General features: G+C 30.0%; 29 protein-coding genes. 1 reads left to right on the forward strand and 28 read right to left on the reverse strand.

Annotated elements, in window-relative coordinates; translation table 11 throughout:
- The 15 genes from rplE to tuf are packed head-to-tail and all read right to left on the reverse strand — an operon-like array spanning position 1 to position 7,711.
- A complete protein-coding gene (gene rplE, locus BLA33_RS01815; RefSeq protein WP_004791248.1) occupies positions 1-549 on the reverse strand; it encodes a 50S ribosomal protein L5 in 549 nt (182 codons plus the stop codon).
- Between the two features lie 5 nt (positions 550-554).
- Positions 555-860, reverse strand: coding sequence for a 50S ribosomal protein L24 (gene rplX, locus BLA33_RS01820; RefSeq protein WP_004791387.1), 306 nt, complete (start codon positions 858-860; stop codon positions 555-557).
- A 14-nt stretch (positions 861-874) separates the two neighbouring features.
- Positions 875-1,243, reverse strand: coding sequence for a 50S ribosomal protein L14 (rplN, locus tag BLA33_RS01825; protein WP_004789515.1), 369 nt, complete (start codon positions 1,241-1,243; stop codon positions 875-877).
- A 27-nt stretch (positions 1,244-1,270) separates the two neighbouring features.
- Positions 1,271-1,525: a 30S ribosomal protein S17 gene (gene rpsQ / locus BLA33_RS01830; protein WP_004790877.1), complete on the reverse strand. Its 255-nt coding sequence runs from the start codon at positions 1,523-1,525 to the stop codon at positions 1,271-1,273.
- Between the two features lie 2 nt (positions 1,526-1,527).
- The gene (rpmC, locus tag BLA33_RS01835; RefSeq protein WP_002557077.1) at positions 1,528-1,728 is read right to left on the reverse strand and encodes a 50S ribosomal protein L29; all 201 of its coding nucleotides are present in this window, start codon (positions 1,726-1,728) and stop codon (positions 1,528-1,530) included.
- Positions 1,729-1,730: 2 nt separating this feature from the next.
- On the reverse strand, positions 1,731-2,147 hold the full coding sequence (gene rplP / locus BLA33_RS01840; protein WP_011193804.1) for a 50S ribosomal protein L16: 417 nt from the start codon (positions 2,145-2,147) through the stop codon (positions 1,731-1,733).
- Between the two features lie 4 nt (positions 2,148-2,151).
- A complete protein-coding gene (gene rpsC, locus BLA33_RS01845; protein ID WP_029346505.1) occupies positions 2,152-3,030 on the reverse strand; it encodes a 30S ribosomal protein S3 in 879 nt (292 codons plus the stop codon).
- A gap of 3 nt (positions 3,031-3,033) precedes the next feature.
- Positions 3,034-3,396 (reverse strand): 50S ribosomal protein L22, encoded by a 363-nt coding sequence (gene rplV, locus BLA33_RS01850; protein WP_029346506.1) that lies wholly within the window; start codon positions 3,394-3,396, stop codon positions 3,034-3,036.
- A 7-nt stretch (positions 3,397-3,403) separates the two neighbouring features.
- Positions 3,404-3,682, reverse strand: coding sequence for a 30S ribosomal protein S19 (gene rpsS, locus BLA33_RS01855; protein WP_002557073.1), 279 nt, complete (start codon positions 3,680-3,682; stop codon positions 3,404-3,406).
- A 9-nt stretch (positions 3,683-3,691) separates the two neighbouring features.
- Positions 3,692-4,525 carry a 50S ribosomal protein L2 gene (gene rplB / locus BLA33_RS01860; protein ID WP_029346507.1) on the reverse strand — a complete coding sequence of 278 codons (834 nt, stop codon included), beginning with the start codon at positions 4,523-4,525 and terminating at the stop codon, positions 3,692-3,694.
- 21 nt (positions 4,526-4,546) lie between these two features.
- A complete protein-coding gene (rplW, locus tag BLA33_RS01865) occupies positions 4,547-4,843 on the reverse strand; it encodes a 50S ribosomal protein L23 (protein ID WP_011193800.1) in 297 nt (98 codons plus the stop codon).
- Between the two features lie 20 nt (positions 4,844-4,863).
- Positions 4,864-5,493, reverse strand: coding sequence for a 50S ribosomal protein L4 (gene rplD / locus BLA33_RS01870; protein WP_029346508.1), 630 nt, complete (start codon positions 5,491-5,493; stop codon positions 4,864-4,866).
- A 9-nt stretch (positions 5,494-5,502) separates the two neighbouring features.
- A complete protein-coding gene (rplC, locus tag BLA33_RS01875; protein ID WP_029346509.1) occupies positions 5,503-6,123 on the reverse strand; it encodes a 50S ribosomal protein L3 in 621 nt (206 codons plus the stop codon).
- Between the two features lie 40 nt (positions 6,124-6,163).
- On the reverse strand, positions 6,164-6,475 hold the full coding sequence (gene rpsJ / locus BLA33_RS01880; protein WP_004790785.1) for a 30S ribosomal protein S10: 312 nt from the start codon (positions 6,473-6,475) through the stop codon (positions 6,164-6,166).
- Between the two features lie 51 nt (positions 6,476-6,526).
- A complete protein-coding gene (gene tuf, locus BLA33_RS01885; RefSeq protein ID WP_004791386.1) occupies positions 6,527-7,711 on the reverse strand; it encodes an elongation factor Tu in 1,185 nt (394 codons plus the stop codon).
- Between the two features lie 474 nt (positions 7,712-8,185).
- Here tuf and BLA33_RS01890 point away from each other — a divergent pair, with 474 nt between their 5' ends.
- Positions 8,186-8,575 carry a hypothetical protein gene (locus BLA33_RS01890; protein ID WP_029346510.1) on the forward strand — a complete coding sequence of 130 codons (390 nt, stop codon included), beginning with the start codon at positions 8,186-8,188 and terminating at the stop codon, positions 8,573-8,575.
- A gap of 190 nt (positions 8,576-8,765) precedes the next feature.
- Here BLA33_RS01890 and BLA33_RS01895 read toward each other — a convergent pair whose 3' ends face one another.
- The 13 genes from BLA33_RS01895 to efbC all read right to left on the reverse strand — a co-directional run bounded on the left by BLA33_RS01895 (position 8,766) and on the right by efbC (position 18,389).
- Positions 8,766-10,124 (reverse strand): MATE family efflux transporter, encoded by a 1,359-nt coding sequence (locus BLA33_RS01895; RefSeq protein ID WP_029346511.1) that lies wholly within the window; start codon positions 10,122-10,124, stop codon positions 8,766-8,768.
- A gap of 349 nt (positions 10,125-10,473) precedes the next feature.
- Complete coding sequence (locus tag BLA33_RS05805; RefSeq protein ID WP_157651906.1) at positions 10,474-10,638, reverse strand: hypothetical protein; 165 nt, start codon at positions 10,636-10,638, stop codon at positions 10,474-10,476.
- A gap of 87 nt (positions 10,639-10,725) precedes the next feature.
- Positions 10,726-12,009 (reverse strand): UDP-N-acetylglucosamine 1-carboxyvinyltransferase, encoded by a 1,284-nt coding sequence (murA, locus tag BLA33_RS01900; RefSeq protein WP_029346512.1) that lies wholly within the window; start codon positions 12,007-12,009, stop codon positions 10,726-10,728.
- A 101-nt stretch (positions 12,010-12,110) separates the two neighbouring features.
- On the reverse strand, positions 12,111-12,941 hold the full coding sequence (locus tag BLA33_RS01905; protein ID WP_004792615.1) for a TIGR00282 family metallophosphoesterase: 831 nt from the start codon (positions 12,939-12,941) through the stop codon (positions 12,111-12,113).
- A gap of 11 nt (positions 12,942-12,952) precedes the next feature.
- On the reverse strand, positions 12,953-13,180 hold the full coding sequence (locus BLA33_RS05910; RefSeq protein ID WP_004791224.1) for a hypothetical protein: 228 nt from the start codon (positions 13,178-13,180) through the stop codon (positions 12,953-12,955).
- Between the two features lie 3 nt (positions 13,181-13,183).
- Positions 13,184-13,690, reverse strand: coding sequence for a signal peptidase II (gene lspA, locus BLA33_RS01915; RefSeq protein ID WP_075226369.1), 507 nt, complete (start codon positions 13,688-13,690; stop codon positions 13,184-13,186).
- Between the two features lie 10 nt (positions 13,691-13,700).
- On the reverse strand, positions 13,701-14,447 hold the full coding sequence (locus BLA33_RS01920; RefSeq protein ID WP_029346515.1) for a Nif3-like dinuclear metal center hexameric protein: 747 nt from the start codon (positions 14,445-14,447) through the stop codon (positions 13,701-13,703).
- Between the two features lies 1 nt (position 14,448).
- Positions 14,449-15,138, reverse strand: coding sequence for a peptidoglycan editing factor PgeF (gene pgeF, locus BLA33_RS01925; protein WP_004791426.1), 690 nt, complete (start codon positions 15,136-15,138; stop codon positions 14,449-14,451).
- Positions 15,135-15,926 carry an LPS export ABC transporter ATP-binding protein gene (gene lptB, locus BLA33_RS01930; RefSeq protein ID WP_031477545.1) on the reverse strand — a complete coding sequence of 264 codons (792 nt, stop codon included), beginning with the start codon at positions 15,924-15,926 and terminating at the stop codon, positions 15,135-15,137. Before lptB ends, pgeF begins: the two co-directional genes overlap by 4 nt.
- A complete protein-coding gene (locus BLA33_RS01935) occupies positions 15,904-16,599 on the reverse strand; it encodes an LptA/OstA family protein (protein ID WP_075226370.1) in 696 nt (231 codons plus the stop codon). The genes lptB and BLA33_RS01935 overlap by 23 nt, the downstream gene beginning before the upstream one ends.
- Positions 16,596-17,123 carry a hypothetical protein gene (locus BLA33_RS01940; RefSeq protein WP_004791251.1) on the reverse strand — a complete coding sequence of 176 codons (528 nt, stop codon included), beginning with the start codon at positions 17,121-17,123 and terminating at the stop codon, positions 16,596-16,598. The genes BLA33_RS01935 and BLA33_RS01940 overlap by 4 nt, the downstream gene beginning before the upstream one ends.
- Before the next feature lie 285 nt (positions 17,124-17,408).
- Positions 17,409-17,918 carry a nucleoside-diphosphate kinase gene (locus BLA33_RS01945; protein ID WP_029346517.1) on the reverse strand — a complete coding sequence of 170 codons (510 nt, stop codon included), beginning with the start codon at positions 17,916-17,918 and terminating at the stop codon, positions 17,409-17,411.
- A gap of 171 nt (positions 17,919-18,089) precedes the next feature.
- Positions 18,090-18,389: a nucleoid-associated protein EbfC gene (efbC, locus tag BLA33_RS01950; RefSeq protein WP_004790964.1), complete on the reverse strand. Its 300-nt coding sequence runs from the start codon at positions 18,387-18,389 to the stop codon at positions 18,090-18,092.
- Position 18,390: the final 1 nt, after the last annotated feature.

The following is an 18,390-nucleotide window of genomic DNA, read 5'->3' on the forward strand; positions in this document are numbered from 1 at the left end:
TTAATTACTAAACGGCATTCCAAATTTTAAAAGCAAAGCTTTGCTTTCTTTGTCATTTGAAGCTGTTGTCACAATTGTAACATTCAAACCAGATATTCTCTCTATTTTATCATAGTCTATCTCAGAAAATATTATTTGCTCCGTTATCCCAAAAGAATAATTTCCATTACCATCAAAAGCATTTCCATTAATTCCCCTAAAATCCTTAACCCTTGGCAATGCTAAATGAATAAGCTTATATAAAAATTCATACATTGCATTGCCCCTAAGCGTAACTTTAGCGCCTATTTCTTGCCCTTGTCTAATTTTAAACCCTGCTATTGCTTTTTTTGCTTTTGTCTTTACAGCTTTCTGACCAGTGATCTGAGCAAGCTCTAAAACCGCAGAATCTAACAACTTCTTATTCCTAACAGCCTCACCAACACCTACGGAAACTACTATTTTCTCAAGCTTGGGAACTTGCATTATAGATTTATATTCAAATTCCTTAACAAGCTCCTTTATAACAATGTCTTTATAATATTTCTTCAATTCAGGAACATAATTCATAAACTCTATATCCTCTGTCCATTTTTTTTAAGATATCTTATTTTTTCATTATTTTCAAATCTAATACCCAATCTTGAAGAAGTTCCTTTGATAAATATCATTACATTTGAAATATCTATAGCGGCTTCCTTATCTATTATTTTACCTTTTTCTTGGGGTGTCCTAGCTTTAATAACTTTTTTAACCATATTGCAAGATTCAACAATAACTTTATTTTTTTTTCTATTTATACTAGCAATCTTACCTATTCTTCCCTTATCTTTTCCAGAAAGAATTTTTACGCTATCACCTATCTTCAACTTTGTCTTCACAAAACCCCCTTTTGCTATATTACCTCTGAGGCCAATGATACTACCTTCATAAAATTAGCATCCCTAAGTTCTCTTGCAACAGGCCCAAACACCCTTTTACCCCTAGGGCTCAAATTGGCATCAAGTATCACGCAAGCATTATCATCAAATCTAACATAAGTTCCGTTCTTACGTCTTACTTCCTTAGAAGTCCTAACAATTACAGCTTTACAAACATCTCCTTTTTTAACAGAAGAATTGGGAATTGCTTGTTTTACTACAATAGTTATTATGTCCCCGATTTTTGCATAACGCCTTTTACTACCACCAAGCACCTTAATACACTGAGCCACCTTGCCACCAGTATTATCAGCAATTGTTAAATAAGTTTGCATCTGAATCATAATCAACCTCCTTTAGAAAAATCAAAGCTATTTTAATTTTTCTAAAACTTCAACAAGAGCCCATCTTTTATCTTTACTAATAGGCCGAACCTCAATAATTTTTACCTTATCGCCAACCTTGGAAACTTCTTTTTCATCATGTGCTTTAACCTTCTTGCTAACCTTTAAATACTTATGATAGATTGGATGCATCTTTCTTTGAACAATTTTTACTACTATAGTCTTAGACATCTTATCACTAACAACCTTGCCAATTAATTCTTTTTTATTTTCTCTTGCCATATTTAAACCTTTCTAATACCTAATTCATATTCACAAATCATTGTATTAAGCCTTGCAATATCACGTCTAATCTCTCTTTTCTTTAAAGGATTTTCAACATGACCAACAACAGATTTAAATCTCAAATCCAAATATTCTTTCTTTAATTCTAGCCTCTTGGCCTTCATGTCCTCAAGAGTAAAATTCTTAAAATTTTTTAACATAATTACCTCAAATCTCGCCTTACAACAAACATGGTTTTTACTGGGAGTTTAGAACTCGCAAGTGACATAGCCTCTTGAGCAAGTTCCTCTATAACTCCAGCCATTTCAAACATAACAGTGCCAAGCTTAACAGGAGCATTCCAATGGTCAACACCCCCTTTACCTTTGCCCATTCTAGTTTCAGCTGGTTTTTTAGTATAAGGAATATCAGGAAATATTCTTATCCAAACTCTCCCACCTCTTTTTATTTTACGAGTCATTGCAATACGAGCAGCTTCAATTTGGCGAGCAGTAATAAAACTTGTTTCCAAAGAAACAAGTCCATATTCACCAAAAGAAATTTTATTGCCCTTCTGAGCCTCTCCAGATAATCTTCCCCTCTGCTTTTTTCTATATTTAACCTTTTTTGGACTTAACATCTAATTATCCTCCAATATTTTGCTCATTAGAATCGACTCTTTCTTTAGAAAAAGACGAACCAAGTTTATTCAAAAGACCTACTTCGTCTTTAGATAATCCATCTTTTTTATTTAAAACAGCCCTACTTTGCCTTTCATTATTTTTTTCCCTATTATTTAAAATTTTATCAAAATTTTTAACGGACTCACCTTTTTCCCTAAAAGGCTTTTTATTTATTACCTGCCCAGCATCAGAATTGGTTTGTCTGCCTAAAACTTCACCTTTAAATAACCAAACCTTAACTCCAATAATGCCATAAGTAGTTTGGGCTTCAGAAAACCCATAATCTATATTAGCTCTAAGAGTATGTAAAGGAACACGACCTTCCTTAACTTCAAAGCTTCTTGCAATCTCAGCCCCACCAAGTCTACCAGCAATTTTAATTTTTAGCCCTTGAGCACCTTTTAACATAGAAGTAGAAAGAGATGATTTTAAAACTTTCCTATAAGACACTCTATTTTCTACTTGCTTTGCAATCCCATTAGCAATAATTTGAGCATCAAGCTCTGGTCTTTTAACCTCTTTGATTTTAATACTAATCTTTTTAGAAATTTTTTTAGTTAACAATTGCCCAATCTTTTCAAGATTAGAGCCTTTAAGCCCTATCACAGAACCAGGCCTTGGAGTAACAATTACTACTGTTACTTTTTGAGGATTATTTCTAATTATTTCTATATCAGAAATATCAAATTTAATCCCTTTGAGAAACTTCATAATCTCCAGTCTTATTAAAAAGTCTTCATGAAGAATTGTAGAATATAATTTTTTATCAAAATACCATTTTGATTTCCAATCCTTATTAATTTTTACCCTTAAGCTATATGGATGTACTTTTTGGCCCATGCTTTATCCTTTAATATCTTTTTTTTCATCAACTTCAACAAAAATATGACAATTTCTATTAACAAGCCTATCAGCTCTACCTCTAGCCCTAGGCCAAATCTTTTTACGACGACGCCCATCATCAACCATAACTACTTTAACGAATATCATGTCCTCGGAAAGATTTTTATTGTGATACATCGCATTTGATGCTGCTGATTTAACAACTTTTTCTAAAAGCTTAGCTCCTTTATTAGGCATAGAACAAAGCACTGCAATAGCTTTAATATAAGACTTCCCCCGTATATTGTCAGCTATTGGCCTAACTTTTTTGGGAGAAGAGGGTAAATTTTTGCCCCTTGCTGTATATCTTCTATTTACCAACATAACTACTTTATTTCCTTCCCTTTTTATCTGACTTAGCATGCCCTCTAAAAATCCTTGTAGGTGAAAACTCGCCAAGCTTATGCCCCACAAGATCCTCAGTAATATAAATAGGTATAAAAGTCTTGCCATTGTAAACAGATATAGTAAGACTTACCATTTCAGGAATTATTGTTGAAGATCTGGAATAGGTTTTAATAACAACCCTCTTCTCACTTCCAAAAGATGATAAAACTTTTTGATAAAGACTCTTTTCTATAAAAGGTCCTTTTTTAATAGATCTTGCCACTATACTCTCCTATTTATTTCTTCTTTTAATAATAAATTTATCTGAATATCTCTTCTTCTTGCGAGTCTTATAGCCTTTAGTAGGCTGTCCCCAAGGAGAAACAGGATGGCGACCTCCAGAAGTTTTCCCTTCACCACCACCATGCGGATGGTCAACAGGATTCATAGCAACACCTCTAACTTTAGGTCTTCTACCAAGCCACCTACTTTTACCGGCCTTCCCTATAGAAACATTGGCATAATCTTCATTCCCAATTTCACCAATTGTTGCAATACATTTTTTGAAAATTAACCTCATTTCACCAGATGACAATTTTACAGTGACATAATTCCCATCAGAAGCAAGCATCATGGCATATCCCCCAGCACTTCTTACAAGCTGTCCACCCCTTCCTACATTAAGCTCGATATTGTGAATAGTCCTTCCAATAGGAATGTTTTCAAGGGGTAAGGCATTGCCAATTTTAATTGGGGCATTCGGACCACTTTCCAAAACATCTCCAACCTTAATCCCTTTAGGAGAAATAATATACCTTTTTTCTCCATCTTTATAAACAAGCAAAGCTATATTAGCACTTCTATTAGGATCATATTCAATAGAAGCAACTCGAGCAGGAATGCTAAATTTATCTCTTCGATTAAAATCAATCAACCTATATTTTCTCTTATGCCCACCACCTCTTCTTCTAATACTAATTCTACCAGAAGAATCTCTGCCCGATTTCAACTTTTTACCTTTTGTTAAAGATTTTAAAGGATCATTACCTTTGCTCAAATCATCAAAAGATAAAGTCGTCTTATAGCGCAAAGAAGAAGTTTTTGGCTTATAAGTCTTAATACCCATATTTATTTTTCTCCAAAACCACTAAAAAATATCTATTTTATCTTCCTTTTTGAGATAAACATATGCCTTCTTCCATGAAGAAGTTTTCCCCTTGCCTATAGGATATCCTCTTCGAGACACCACAACCTTGGCTTTACTTTTAATATTAAGTAAATTACACGACACTGGAGTAACATTGAAAAGTTCTTTTATTGCTGCACCAACCTCTTTTTTATTTGCTCTCTTATTAACCTTAAAAACATAAACATTAATACTTTCTCTTTGAGTATTGGTTTTTTCAGTAAGCATAGGTGAAACTATTATATCATAAGCTTTCATACTTATCCTCAACATCTTTTTTATTTAACGTAAAACTCATTAAGCTTGTTAACAGCAGATTCTAGAGCTATTAAATTCTTAGCATAAAACAAATCAACAACTCTAAGTTTATTAAAAGACAAAATCTTTAAATCTCTTATATTTTTACCAGCCCTTTTAATCATCTGATCATCATTGCCCAAAAGAATAACTACCTTACCATTAAAACTCGCAAAATTCTTGATTATTAAAGCAAGATCTTTTGTTTTGCCTGATTCAATATTAAAATTTTCAACAACCTTAAAATTATTTTCATCAGCAGCACGTAAACTTAATACAGACTTAAATGCAAGCCTTTTTACCTTTTTAGGTAATCTATAGCTATAATCTCTGGGCTTTGGACCTAATGCTATGCCTCCGCCAATCCAAATTGGATTTCGCTTTGTACCCACTCTAGCTCTGCCAGTTCCTTTTTGCTTCCAAGGCTTTTTAGAACTACCCCTGACCTCTGATCTGGTTTTAGTTGCAGATGTTCCAACCCTAAGATTAGACAACTCATTTTTTATAGCATTATAAATAGATCCATGACTAATTTCTATATTAAAAACTCTATCATCCAAATTTATAGTACCGATCTCTTTCCCATCTTTAGAAAAAACTTTTCTTTCCATACTAAATACCTACTTTTTAGATTTCTTAACAACAACAAAAGAACCCTTAGCACCAGGCACAGCTCCTTTTACCAGAATAGCCCTATTTTCTTCATCAATTAAAACAACTTCAAGATTTTGAATAGTTTGTTTATTTCCACCCATTCTACCAGCCATTTTGGTCCCTTTAAATGTTCTTGCGGGAGTAGTAGCTTGTCCTGTTCCACCAAGATGTCTATGGAATTTTGATCCATGAGAAGATGGACCACCACTAAAATTATGCCTTTTCATAGCCCCTTGAAAACCTTTGCCTTTAGTAGTACCTGTAACATCTACATACTTAACTGACTTAAAAACATCAACCTTAATCTCATCTCCAGGATCATATCCGTCAAGCCCCTTAAGCTCTATTACATATTTTTTGGGCTCAATATCTTTTAAACTCTTATATTGACCTTTTATAGGCTTTGAAACTTTAGAACCCTTAAGATCAACAGAACCTGCTATAAGAGCGTTATAACCATCTCTATCGACTGTTTTCTTCCCTATAATATAATTGGGCTGAAACTCTATAACAGTAACAGGAATCACAATGCCATTTTTCTGAAATATCTGAGTCATGCCAACTTTTTTTCCAATCAATCCCAACATTAAAACACCTCAAATTCATATACTTAACTTAAAATATCATTTACTGTTTAATATCTACCTCAACGCCTGCTGGAAGCTCTAATTTCATTAAAGAATCCATTAAAGCAGAAGTGGGTTCTAAGATATCAATAAGCCTTTTATGAGTTCGCATCTCAAATTGCTCTCTTGACTTTTTATTGACATGAGGAGAACGTAAAACAGTATATTTTTTTATTTTTGTCGGCAAAGGGATTGGACCCTTAATCTGAGCCTTAGCCTTCTGAACAGCCTTAACAATAGATTCGGCACTCTGATCTAATATCTTAACATCAAAACTAAATAATTTTACGCGTATCTTATCTTTAGCAATCAATTTATTCTCCTAAACTTTAGAGAGTATTAAATATATCCCTAAAGTCTTAAACTATTCCAATATCTCAAGAATTCTTCCTGAGGCAACAGTTCTCCCGCCTTCCCGAACAGCAAATTCTACATTTTTATCCATAGCTATTGAAGAGATCAGCTCAACAACAATATCAACATTGTCACCAGGCATAACCATTTCTTTGCCCTCTAAAGCAACAACGCCAGTAACATCGGTTGTTCTAAAAAAGAATTGTGGTCTATACCCTGGGAAAAATGGCTTATGTCTACCGCCTTCTTCTTTAGTCAAACAATAAATTGAAGCTTTAAACTTCTTATGAGGAGTAATTGTGCCTGGAGCTGACAAAACCTGTCCTCTCTCAATATCTTTTTTATCAACTCCTCTCAAAAGAAGACCAACATTATCCCCTGCTTGACCTTGCTCAAGAATTTTTTGGAACATTTCAACACCAGTAACAGTGGTTTTTCTGGTTTCTTTAATGCCGACTATTTCAACTTCTTGACCAACCTTAATAACACCTCTTTCAATACGCCCAGTAGCAACAGTACCTCTTCCTGAAATAGAAAACACATCTTCAACAGCAAGCAAAAATGGCTTGTCAATATCTCTTTCTGGAAGATCAAAATAATTATCCATAGATTCAAGAAGCTCTTTAACACATTTTGTAGATTCAGGATCTTCTGGATTAGACATAGCGCCAAAAGCTGAACCCTTGATTATTGGGGTATTGGCTGAAAAGCCATATTTTTCAACAAGCTCTAAAACTTCAACTTCAACAAGTTCAACAAGTTCAGGATCTGCTAAGTCTAATTTATTTAAAAAAACTATTATTTTCTTTATTCCCATTCTTTGAGCAAGAAGTAAATGCTCTTTTGTTTGAGGCTCAGCACCACTATCAGCAGCAACCAAAAGTATGGCTGCATCCATTTGCGCTGCTCCTGTAATCATATTTTTTATATAATCGGCATGGCCTGGACAATCAACATGAGCATAGTGTCTATTGGCTGTTTCGTACTCAATATGCCTAGCATTAATTGTTATTCCTCTTGCTTTCTCTTCTGGTGCATTATCAATATCTTCATACTTTAATGCTTTTGCATCTTTATTTAATTTTGAACAATAAATACTAAGAGCCGCTGTTAATGTTGTTTTACCATGATCAACATGACCTATTGTTCCAACATTCATGTGCGGCTTTGTTCTTTGAAAAACTTCTTTTGCCATGATTAACCTCCTAAATTTCACATCCTAAATAGCTACTTACATTTAATCTCTTTAAAAAATTTTTAACAATTTTATTCTTATCAAAATAAAAAATAGCTACAAATAATCAAAAAAACAAAAAACTATTTTTTAGAAATTGACCCGCACTGCGTGTTTTTCTAAAAAATTTTAATAGCTTTAAAATTTTACACATTTTATAAAATATAGTCAACATGCTTGAACTTTTAAACTGAATTAATCTCGCATATAACATAGTATTCAAATTAACATGAAATTTATATTAATTAAAGAAAAACACAAAATATTTAAAAATAAAGCTTTAAAAACAATCGCCTAAAATAAAAAATACTCGAATAATGAAATTCAAAATAATAGTAAACAATTTAAAATCTAATCAACATTTAAAATTGATCGAACATCTTTGTTTTATAAAAAAGGTTAACACTAATCCAATAAAAAAATATAATAAAAATGATGAAAATTCAAAAATTTAAGCTTAAATTGCTACTGATGCTTACAATTCCTAGTATTTCAATTGTTTTTATGTCTTGCTTGAAAACAAGTACAATAAAATCAAAAGAACATGCACAAGAAATTACCTATCTTATTAGCACTATAAAAACTACTAAAAAAGTAGAAATAGTAAACTACAAATCCGACAGCAAAAACAATCTAATAATTACGCTTAAAAACAAAAGTGAAGAAAATATAAATGCAAATTCATTAGCAATTTTTAAAGAAGGCAGTAAAACAGGTGAATTAATTAGAGAAAAACTTAATGGATTTGAAACAAAAACTTTTTATTTGAAAATTAAAATTAACACTAAAAGAAAAAACATATTATATATTTTTGAAAAACAATAACAAAGAGAAACAATTTAAAACCAAAATTATTAAAATTAATTCTACTTTAAATTAAGCCTTATTGCACTTTAAAATAGATTAACAAAAAATCTAAAAACAATTTTAAAGGCCAAAAACATTAAATTATTAAAAATAAACAAACCATTTCCTTTGGTGAAATAAAAATATAAATAAATCTTAATTAGTATTTCTATTTTTTAATTAAAATGGGTTTAGCCCAATAGCGAGTACAAGTAAAACCAACTAAAATAATAATTGCCAAATAATTGGAAATTATAAAAGCATAACCTAAAGAATTTTCAATTATGCCAAAATATTGAAAAATAAAAACTACCGGGAGACGAATAAGCCACAACCTAATAAAAATAATAATCATTGCAATTTTTGTCCTACCAGATCCAATAAGTCCCCCAAAGAACACTTGTTGCAACCCATATCCAAAAGTACCAATAGTTGTTAACAATAAATAATTATTAGCATAATTTAAAACTTCCAAATCATTTGTAAATAATCTCAGTATAAAATGTTTATTAATAATAACAATTGAATTTATTATTAATAAAATTGCTAAAGAAATAAAAAATCCCTTTTTCAAAACTTCTCCCACCCTATTAATTTTTTTAGCACCAAGATTTTGACCAACAATCGAAATAATTCCAGTACCAATCCCCATGGCAGGAAGAAATAAAAAAGAAATAATGGTGTTTGTAAGTCCATACGCCGCCAAAAATTTCGGACTAATATCAATAACGATATAATTAAAAATAAAAAAAGACAACGAAACCATTATTTGCCCAAAAGTTGAAGGTAATCCTAAATTAACAATTTCTTTAATAGATCTTATATCTAACGCTAAGTCCTTAGGATAAATTTTTAATCCACGATTTAGCCCATAGGTCAAAAATAAATAAAAAGCAACAGTTAGCAATTTTGAAAATAAAGTAGCCCAAGCGGCTCCAGTAATGCCCATATTAAAACTAAATATTAAAATTGGATCAAGAATAAAATTAACAATATTGGCAAATAAAACTATTATCATTGAAAGGATAGTTTCTCCTTGAGCATTTAAAATATATGTAATTGAAATGCTCAAAAACATAATAGGTATTCCAAAAATTGTCACATAAAAATAAGCTCTTGAAAGTTCTTTAAGCTCGTCTTTTACACCTAGCAAATCTAAAAGATGCTCAATAAAAAAAAAAGCGCAAATAGCAACAAATAAGGATAAAACAAAGTTTAAAACAATAAGTTGCCCCGCATACCTTGAAAAACGAGAAAAATTTCCCTCTCCTATACATTTTGAAGTCAAAGAAATGCTTCCTGTAGCCATACCCATAGCAATAGCCATAATAAAAAAATTTACAGGACCAGCAAGTGAAAGCGCTGACAAAGGCATGGCTCCAAGCTTACCAACATAAAACATATCAGTAAGATCATAAAAAGCTTGAATAATATTGGTTATAACAATAGGAAAACTTATTAAAAAAAGAACCTTATATAGATTGCCTTTTAATATTAATTCCCTAGCCTTGCTCTTATTTGTAGACATAAAACTTTATCCTTATCTAAAATATTTTGTATAAAAAATATAAACTCAAATTTATTCATCAATAATAAAAAAGTATTTAATTTTTAATTTCAAAAATTAAAAATTAATATGTAGTGTCAAAGAAATTAACAGTTAACACATTATGCATTATAATAGTCAAGATACAAATAAAATTTATTAACCCGCCACACCAAAAAACCATAACCAAAAACATAAAAATTAAAACCAGATATAACAAAAATTTAATAATACTGATATTAATTATAAATAAACAGCAATTATTAAAATTAAAACCATTTTCAAGAACTAAAGCAAAGCAATAAATACTTATTTAAAATAATAATTAATATTATAAAGGCAAAAATTCAAAATCAGAAATACCGCTGCAAATTTTTCTCAATCTTTCAATATTGTTTTTTATATTAAAATCTTTAAACTCTAAAATAGAACAAAATTTAATAATATTAGATAGAAAATCCCAACAATAAAAATTATTTAATATATTTTCATTCATAATTCAATCACCTAATACCTTATCCTCTCTTGAAAACATTTTCAATAAGCCACATATAATAAAAATATAATAAGGCCTATTAACAAGCTATTGACTTTTAACTTTCTTAATTTTTGCCCCCAAATTAATTAATTTATTAGCTACATCTTCGTATCCCCTTTCAATTTGATAAACATTTTGAATTTCGCTGCGACCTTCAGCAACAAAAGCAGCAATAAGAAGAGACATTCCTGCCCGCACATCTGGAGAAGATAAAACATTTCCTTTAAGAGGAGATTTACCAGTAACTACTACACGGTGTGGATCACAAAGCACAATTTGAGCCCCCATTTTGATTAATTTGTCTACAAAAAACATCCTGGATTCAAACATTTTCTCAAAAACAAGAACTGTACCTTCTACTTGAGTTGCAGTGACTATAATAATACTCATAAGGTCTGTCGGAAAGGCAGGCCATGGACCATCATCAATTTTTGGAATGTGTCCACCAAAATCTAGCTTAACTTTTAACTCTTGCTTATCTCTTACGTATACATTTTCCCTATCATATTCAAAATTAATACCAAGCCTTGAATATATATGCCTAATTAATCTGAAATGTTGGGGATCTGCTTTTTTAATTTCCAATTCGCCCCCTGTTAATGCAGCAAGACTGATCAAAGAACCAACTTGCATGAAGTCGGCACCTATTCTAAATGTGGTTCCTCTTAATTTTTTTACACCCTTTATTTCTAAAACATTTGAACCAATCCCTAAAATATTAGCACCCATTGAATTCAACATATTACATAAATCTTGAACATGTGGCTCACAAGCAGCATTCATAATAACAGTATTTCCTTCGGCAAGAACTGAAGCCATAATGATATTTTCTGTAGCTGTAACAGAAGCTTCATCTAAAAACATTTCAGCTCCAACAAGCTTTTTGGCCTTTAAAACAATTCTTCCATCTTTGTTGATTAACTTAGCTCCTAGTTTAGAAAGGCCATAAAAATGAGTATCAAGCCGCCTTTTTCCAATCACATCTCCTCCTGGAAGCGCCATATCTATTTCCCCAAATCTAGAGACAAAAGGTCCTAATAAAAGTATGGAGGCCCTAATTAAATCTGTAAAAGAGGAATCTATTTCTGTTTTCACAATATTTGAAACTTTTATTTTTAAAGTATTCCCCTCTCTTACAATATCTGCTCCTATATCACTTAAAATATCTAAAACAACTTTTACATCATTAATATTAGGAATATTTTCTAAAATAACATCTTCATCGGTAAGTAAAGCCGCTAAAATACAAGGTAAAGCAGAATTTTTATTGCCGCTAGCTGTAATTTGACCACCTATCTTAAAACCACCTTCTACAATATAACTATACATAATCCACCCTCCTATACATACTATACATAAGAAAATTAATAAAATTAAATCACATAGCTAAGATCAATTAAATTTAAAAAATTCCTTAAAAGATATGAATATCAAATAATATCCATATCATCCATATCTTTTAAACTTGATTTATAATCTATATATTCTCTAACAGTTTCTACAGAAAAAGAATGCCCATTCTCATCGATATCAATTAAAACACCGTTAAAACCAATACCTTCCCAAGATTCATTAAATTTTTGATTTAAAAATCCTTTCAAAAATTTATCCACCTCTAAATCAGGAACATATCCAATAACGCTATCCAAACTCCCAACTCTGCCTAAATCAGTTATAACAGCAGTATTATCTAAAATTCTCAAATCAGCTGTTAAAATCCTTTTGCCAGTTCCAAGACAAGCACTAACTCTTGATTTTAGATAAAAAAATAAAGCATTAACTTCGGCCGTAGTATTTGAATCAAAAAGAACAATAATATTGTTTGTTTGCATTTCAATTCTTTTATAAAAAAAGTCAAAACTATAAAAAGGATGATTAAATTTATACTTAGTTATTCCTGTTTGGCCTACAATTCTCACCACAGCTAATTTTTTACCATTAATATTATAAATAAAATAAGAATATCCTTTTAATTTTGCAGGACAATTTAAAGGTTTTAAAATAAAATTATACTTGTCAAGATCATCAGACAAATCTGCCCTTGCAAAAGCATTTTCACCTAAGGTTAAAACATCAACCCCATACTTTTTCAATAAAAAGGCATGCTTCTTACCAAGACCCCTTAAACCCGTAGTAAAATTATTGCCAGATATTACAAAATCAATCCCTCTCCTAACCCGAAAGGATGATAAAAAAGATTTTATAGCAATAATTCCAGCTTTACCGACAACCTCGCCGGCAATCAAAACCCTTAAAGACACAAAGCCCCTCTTTATTGATCTGGTTCAAATAACTCAATAAACAAATTTCTTACAATAAGAATTGACACAAAATATCCCACCAAAATAGCAAAAACAATCATCATGAAAATCAATATAAATTGCAAATAAGGCTTTACGATAATACTAAATTTAATAACTAAAAGAAACTCTAAAAAGAAAACTAAAAACATTATAGATAAGTTTATTAATGCGCATAAAATAAAGCCTAAAATCTTCATGTATTAAGCGCTTTTCTTTTTATAAAAAAAATCATAAACCAAAAATAAAATCATTCCTATAACAACATAGCTATCTGCAAAATTAAAAGTAGGCCATCTGTCAAGTCCAAAAATTCCATAAAATTTAAAATCTAAAAAATCTACAACTCCGGAGGGTCTAAATAATCTATCAATAATATTCCCCACCCCTCCTGAAAAAATTAATAAAAGTGAAATTCTGCTAATACAATTTTTCTCTTTCAAAGCAAGAGAAAAAACAAATATTAAGATAAAAATAGGCATTGCAAGAAAAAAAATTTTTTTCAAACTATAATGGATATCAGAACCCATTGAAAATAAAATGCCCGTATTTCTTACATGTATTATCCTAAAAAAATTATCAAAAAAGGAAAAATATATTGAACCCAATTTGACATACTTCACAACCAAATACTTAGAAAGTTGATCAAAAAAAATTAAACTAATAACAAATACAAAAATATTAAAATATTGTTTACTTTTAGCGCCCATATAAAAATCCTTATAAATTAGTATCTTTAAAAATAAATTTAACCTCTAAATCTTCTTGAATTTTGAAATCTTCCATTAATTTGATTAAACCAAAAGTTTCAGTAAAATAATGACCTGCAAAAATCAAGCTCACACCGCATTCTTCTGCTAAAGAATATATTTGATGAGAAGTGTCTCCGGTTATAAACAAGTCTATACCATGACATAAAGCCTCTTCAAAAAAAGAGTATCCAGAACCACTAATAATCGCAACCCTATTCACCGATTCTTTAAACTTTTTATAAAAAAGAATATGTTTATTTTCCTTTTTGATTTTTTCTAAAATTTCAGAAAAGCTAAAAGTAGAATCGGCAATAATTCCTAGATTAAAACCCCCATAATTTGCAAAAGCAAAAGGATTTTTTAATCCTAAAACATCTGATAACACTTTGCTATGTGAATAAACAGGATGAGCATCCATAGGTAAGTGCACCGAATAAAGAGCCATATTGTTTTCAATCAAAAATTTAATTTTATCATACATATTAGAAACAATGCGCTCTCTTTTTGACCAAAAAATACCATGATGAGTAATTAAAAAATCATTTCCTTTTGCTTCTTTTAAAGTTGAAAGGCTTGCATCAACTGCAAAGGCAACCTTATTAACCTCGGCATTGAGATTTCCTACTTGAAGACCGTTTAAATTTTTATCAACACGTTCATACTTCTCTATATCAAAAATTGAATTAAGCTTAAAAGACAAATCTCTTACTTTCAAATTAAATTCTCCAAATTAAAGCATAACTTTGCCCTTCTCTTAATCTTCTATAAGAATAAAGATTTTTCAAACAATGCGTACAAAGTTTTGAATTATAAATATTTAAATTAAAACTAGAAAGTAAATTTAAATTAAAACTAGCATTATCAAAATATATTTTACCATCTCTTATATCAAAAGCAGTATTTAATAAACTTTTGCTAAATTTATTATCTACTTCTTTTAAGAAAATTTCAGAAACTTCATAACAACAAGATCTGTTATAAGGTCCAAAAACAATTTTTAAATCTTTAAAAATTGATCCCATTTTCTCAAACATAAACAACATTTTCAAAATAACCAAACTAAAGCTTCCTTTATATCCACTGTGAATAAGCCCTATGATTTTTTTCACTGAATCATAAAAGTATATTGGAAGACAATCTGCAAAGTAAGCAACAAGAGCTACATCTAAAGAACTAGATATAAGCCCATCTCCTTCTTGGAAATTTATAAAATCATCTTCAACCTTATAAATAATGTCTGTATGCAATTGCTTTAAATATTTTATTTTCTTAGACTTCGGAACAAAATTTAAATTATCATTATTAAGTTCTCTTAAATTTAGATGAAAAGGTTTTTTAGTATAAATCATTCTAACATCATCAGCTACCCTAAATTCATAATAAAATTCATGATCTATTGTTTTCATAATCTAAATTCTTCTCCTAAATAAAGCTTTTTGGCCTTTTCGCTGCTTATTATATAATCAACATCACCTTCATCAAGTACTTGCCCCTGATAAACAATATAAGCTCTATCGATTATATCAAAAGCATCTCTTACATTATGATCGGTAATAAGAACTCCAATGTTTCTTTCTTTTAAAATTTTTATTATATTCTTTATATCCCCGATCGCAATAGGATCAATACCAGCAAAAGGTTCATCTAAGAGCAAAAAATAGGGGTTTACAGCCAAAGCTCTTGCTATCTCTGCCCTCCTTCTCTCTCCACCAGAAAGAGTATAAGCTTTTTGGCTTTGTATTCTTTTTATCTCGAATTCTTTAAGTAAATTCACAAGTTCTATCTTGCGTTCAGCCTTAGACAGATCCTCTCTTCTCTCTAAAGCAACCATAATATTCTCTTCAACTGTAAGTTCCCTAAAAATTGAAGCATCTTGAGGAAGATATACAATTCCTATCCGAGCACGCTCATACATATTAAGAGATGAAATGTTGTAATTATTTATTAAAACCTTGCCTGAATTAGGCCTAATAAAGCCTACAATCGTATAAAATGTTGTTGTTTTGCCAGCTCCATTTGGACCAAGAAGCCCAACAACTTCACCTTTATGAATGTCAATCGTAATACCATTAACAGCAAACTTTTCACCATACTTTTTAATAATGTTGTCTGCTCTTAAGACAACATTATTAACAGAATTGAGGTTGAGATTTTCCTTAATCTCTTCTATTTTATTTTTTTTCTTCAGAAACATCATTTTCAACTTGAGTAAACTCTCCCTCAACACTCCCCTCAAGTTTATACCTATTAGTTTTTGTATTAAAAATGATTCTTGAAGCAGAATAATAGTTGTCTTTCTGATAAATTACTGGGACTCCTTCAAGAATCATTTCTTTTTCTTCTTTATTATAAGTTCCATTCTCAGCTCTTGCAAAAGTATCGTCCTTATATATTTTAACAGAATATTGCATAATATAAACGTTGGATTTATTGCTGCCTTCAACTCTTTCTGCTTTAATAAGCATATTGTTTTCTAAGTCTTCAAGCTCTACCCCTTTTTGAAGATAAAAATTATCTAATTTTCTATTAAAAAACAAAAACTGAGCCTTAACATGCATCTTATTCTTAAAATCTTCATAAAAAACATTACCTCGAGCTTCAAGATAAGAGCCATTTTCTCCATAAATTTCAATTTCATCTGCCCTAAGTTTAAAATCTGGCGAAATAACCTCTGAATTTCCTTTTAAAACAATTTTTTTATAAAAAGAAGACACTATTCCTTGTGCAAAATCTGACTTAAAGGTAAAATTAGTATTTTTTTTTTCATTCCCTTGAAAGCTTTCAGATTTGGGCTTAGATTTTATTTGTGTTGCTTGAATATTATTAACAAAAATAATAAAAATCCATATTAAAATTAAATCCTTCAATTCATGATTCCTTCAACCCCAGAATCAAAATAAAAAACATTGCTCTTTAAAAAATAAGAAAATCCTTTTCCTTTTATTTTGCTATCATTAAATCTAATTAATACTAGCTCATTTGGAGGAGATTGCAACTTCTTGTCTTTATTCTTCCACAAAATCCTATTTGAATTAAGTAAATAATACTTATTTTTATCTTCTATTTTAAATTCTACAGAATCTCTCATATCCAAATCCTTTGTAATATAAGAACCTTCCAAATTATTAAACTTTCCTGAAATTTCATTATCTAGTGAATGATATAAAAACCTTCCATTCTCTGCTTTATAAACTTTATAGTCATTAAAATAGCTAAAGCTTAAAGACTCTAAAGCAGTTTGCTCTTTATTGTATACAACATTATAGTACTTGATTCCTAATATTTGTATTGAGGGAAACTTTTTGGCCGCATCAGATCTATTAGAATATTCATCATAATCAAAAGTACAAGCAAAAAATAAAAATAACGAATAAAGCCTTAGTATTTTCATAACTATTTTCAACAAGAATAGAAATTTTCTATTTCAATCGACAATCTACTAAACATAACAACATAACATTAAAAACTTTATCAAACAAAATTTATTTACATAATTAATTATAATGTAAAACATAAAAACAAAATAAAAACACCATTCTCAGGAATAGCCTTCTGTATAAAAATTCTCCTAAAAATGCCAAAAAATTAAAATAAAATACAAAAATTGCTCTTATTTTAGATCAGTATTAAAATGGCAATTTAAAACTTATTCCTTTGAAGAAATAGATTATAAAAATCAACAATAATAATGTTCGCACTCATCATCTCTTTTGTAGTTTAAAATTTCATTATCTTTAAACCAAATTGGTATTTCACGAATGGCATCTACCTCATTTGCAGATGCATGAATCACATTATAAATTGAAAAACCTTTTTCATTTGAATATCTAAAACTATGATAAGAAAAATCTCCCCGTATTGTTCCAGGAATGGCTAATTTTGGCTCAGTAGCACCACAAAGCTTTCTTACAACCTCAATGCTTTCAACTCCTTCAACAACAAATGCAAAAACAGGAGAATTTGAAATAAATTTAATTAAAGATTTCCAAACTGCCTCGCTATGCCTAAGGACAATATCATCATATAAATAATGTTTTTTTGCTAGACTCTCGTCAACAATAAGCATTTTAGCAGCCACTATTTTTAAACCTACTCGTTCAAATCTAGCAATTACATCGCCAATTAAACCTCTCCTAACCCCATCTGGCTTAATAATACATAAAGTTTTTTGTAATAACATTAACATAAAATCCCCCTAAAATTTAGGACATTTATTTAAAAATAATTAAATAAATTAAAACACTTGCTTAATACTAACAGTATATCTGATTAATTAAATTTATACGGAATGTTACAAATTATAAAGCACCTAACATTATATTAAAAAATTAAAATATAACTTTTACAAAATTAATAACTACATTCCAAAGGGAAGAACCCCCATAGTTTTTAATTTTATCTCTTCTTTAACCTTAGAAACAGCATCATTTAAAGCAGATTTAACCATTTGTTCAAAAGCACCATTGTCTAAATCATCAAAAAATTCCTTATTAATTGAAACTTTTTTAACATTAAATTCGCCATCCATCTCAATAACAACAATATTGCTGCCAGCTTTACCACAAACCGTAATTTTAGACATTTCCTTTTTAATATTGTCAATATTGCTCTTAACACTAGACATATTTTTTAAAAAATCTAATGGATTTACTGCCATA

It is taken from the genome of Borreliella garinii (assembly GCF_001922545.1).
Classification (GTDB): domain Bacteria; phylum Spirochaetota; class Spirochaetia; order Borreliales; family Borreliaceae; genus Borreliella; species Borreliella garinii.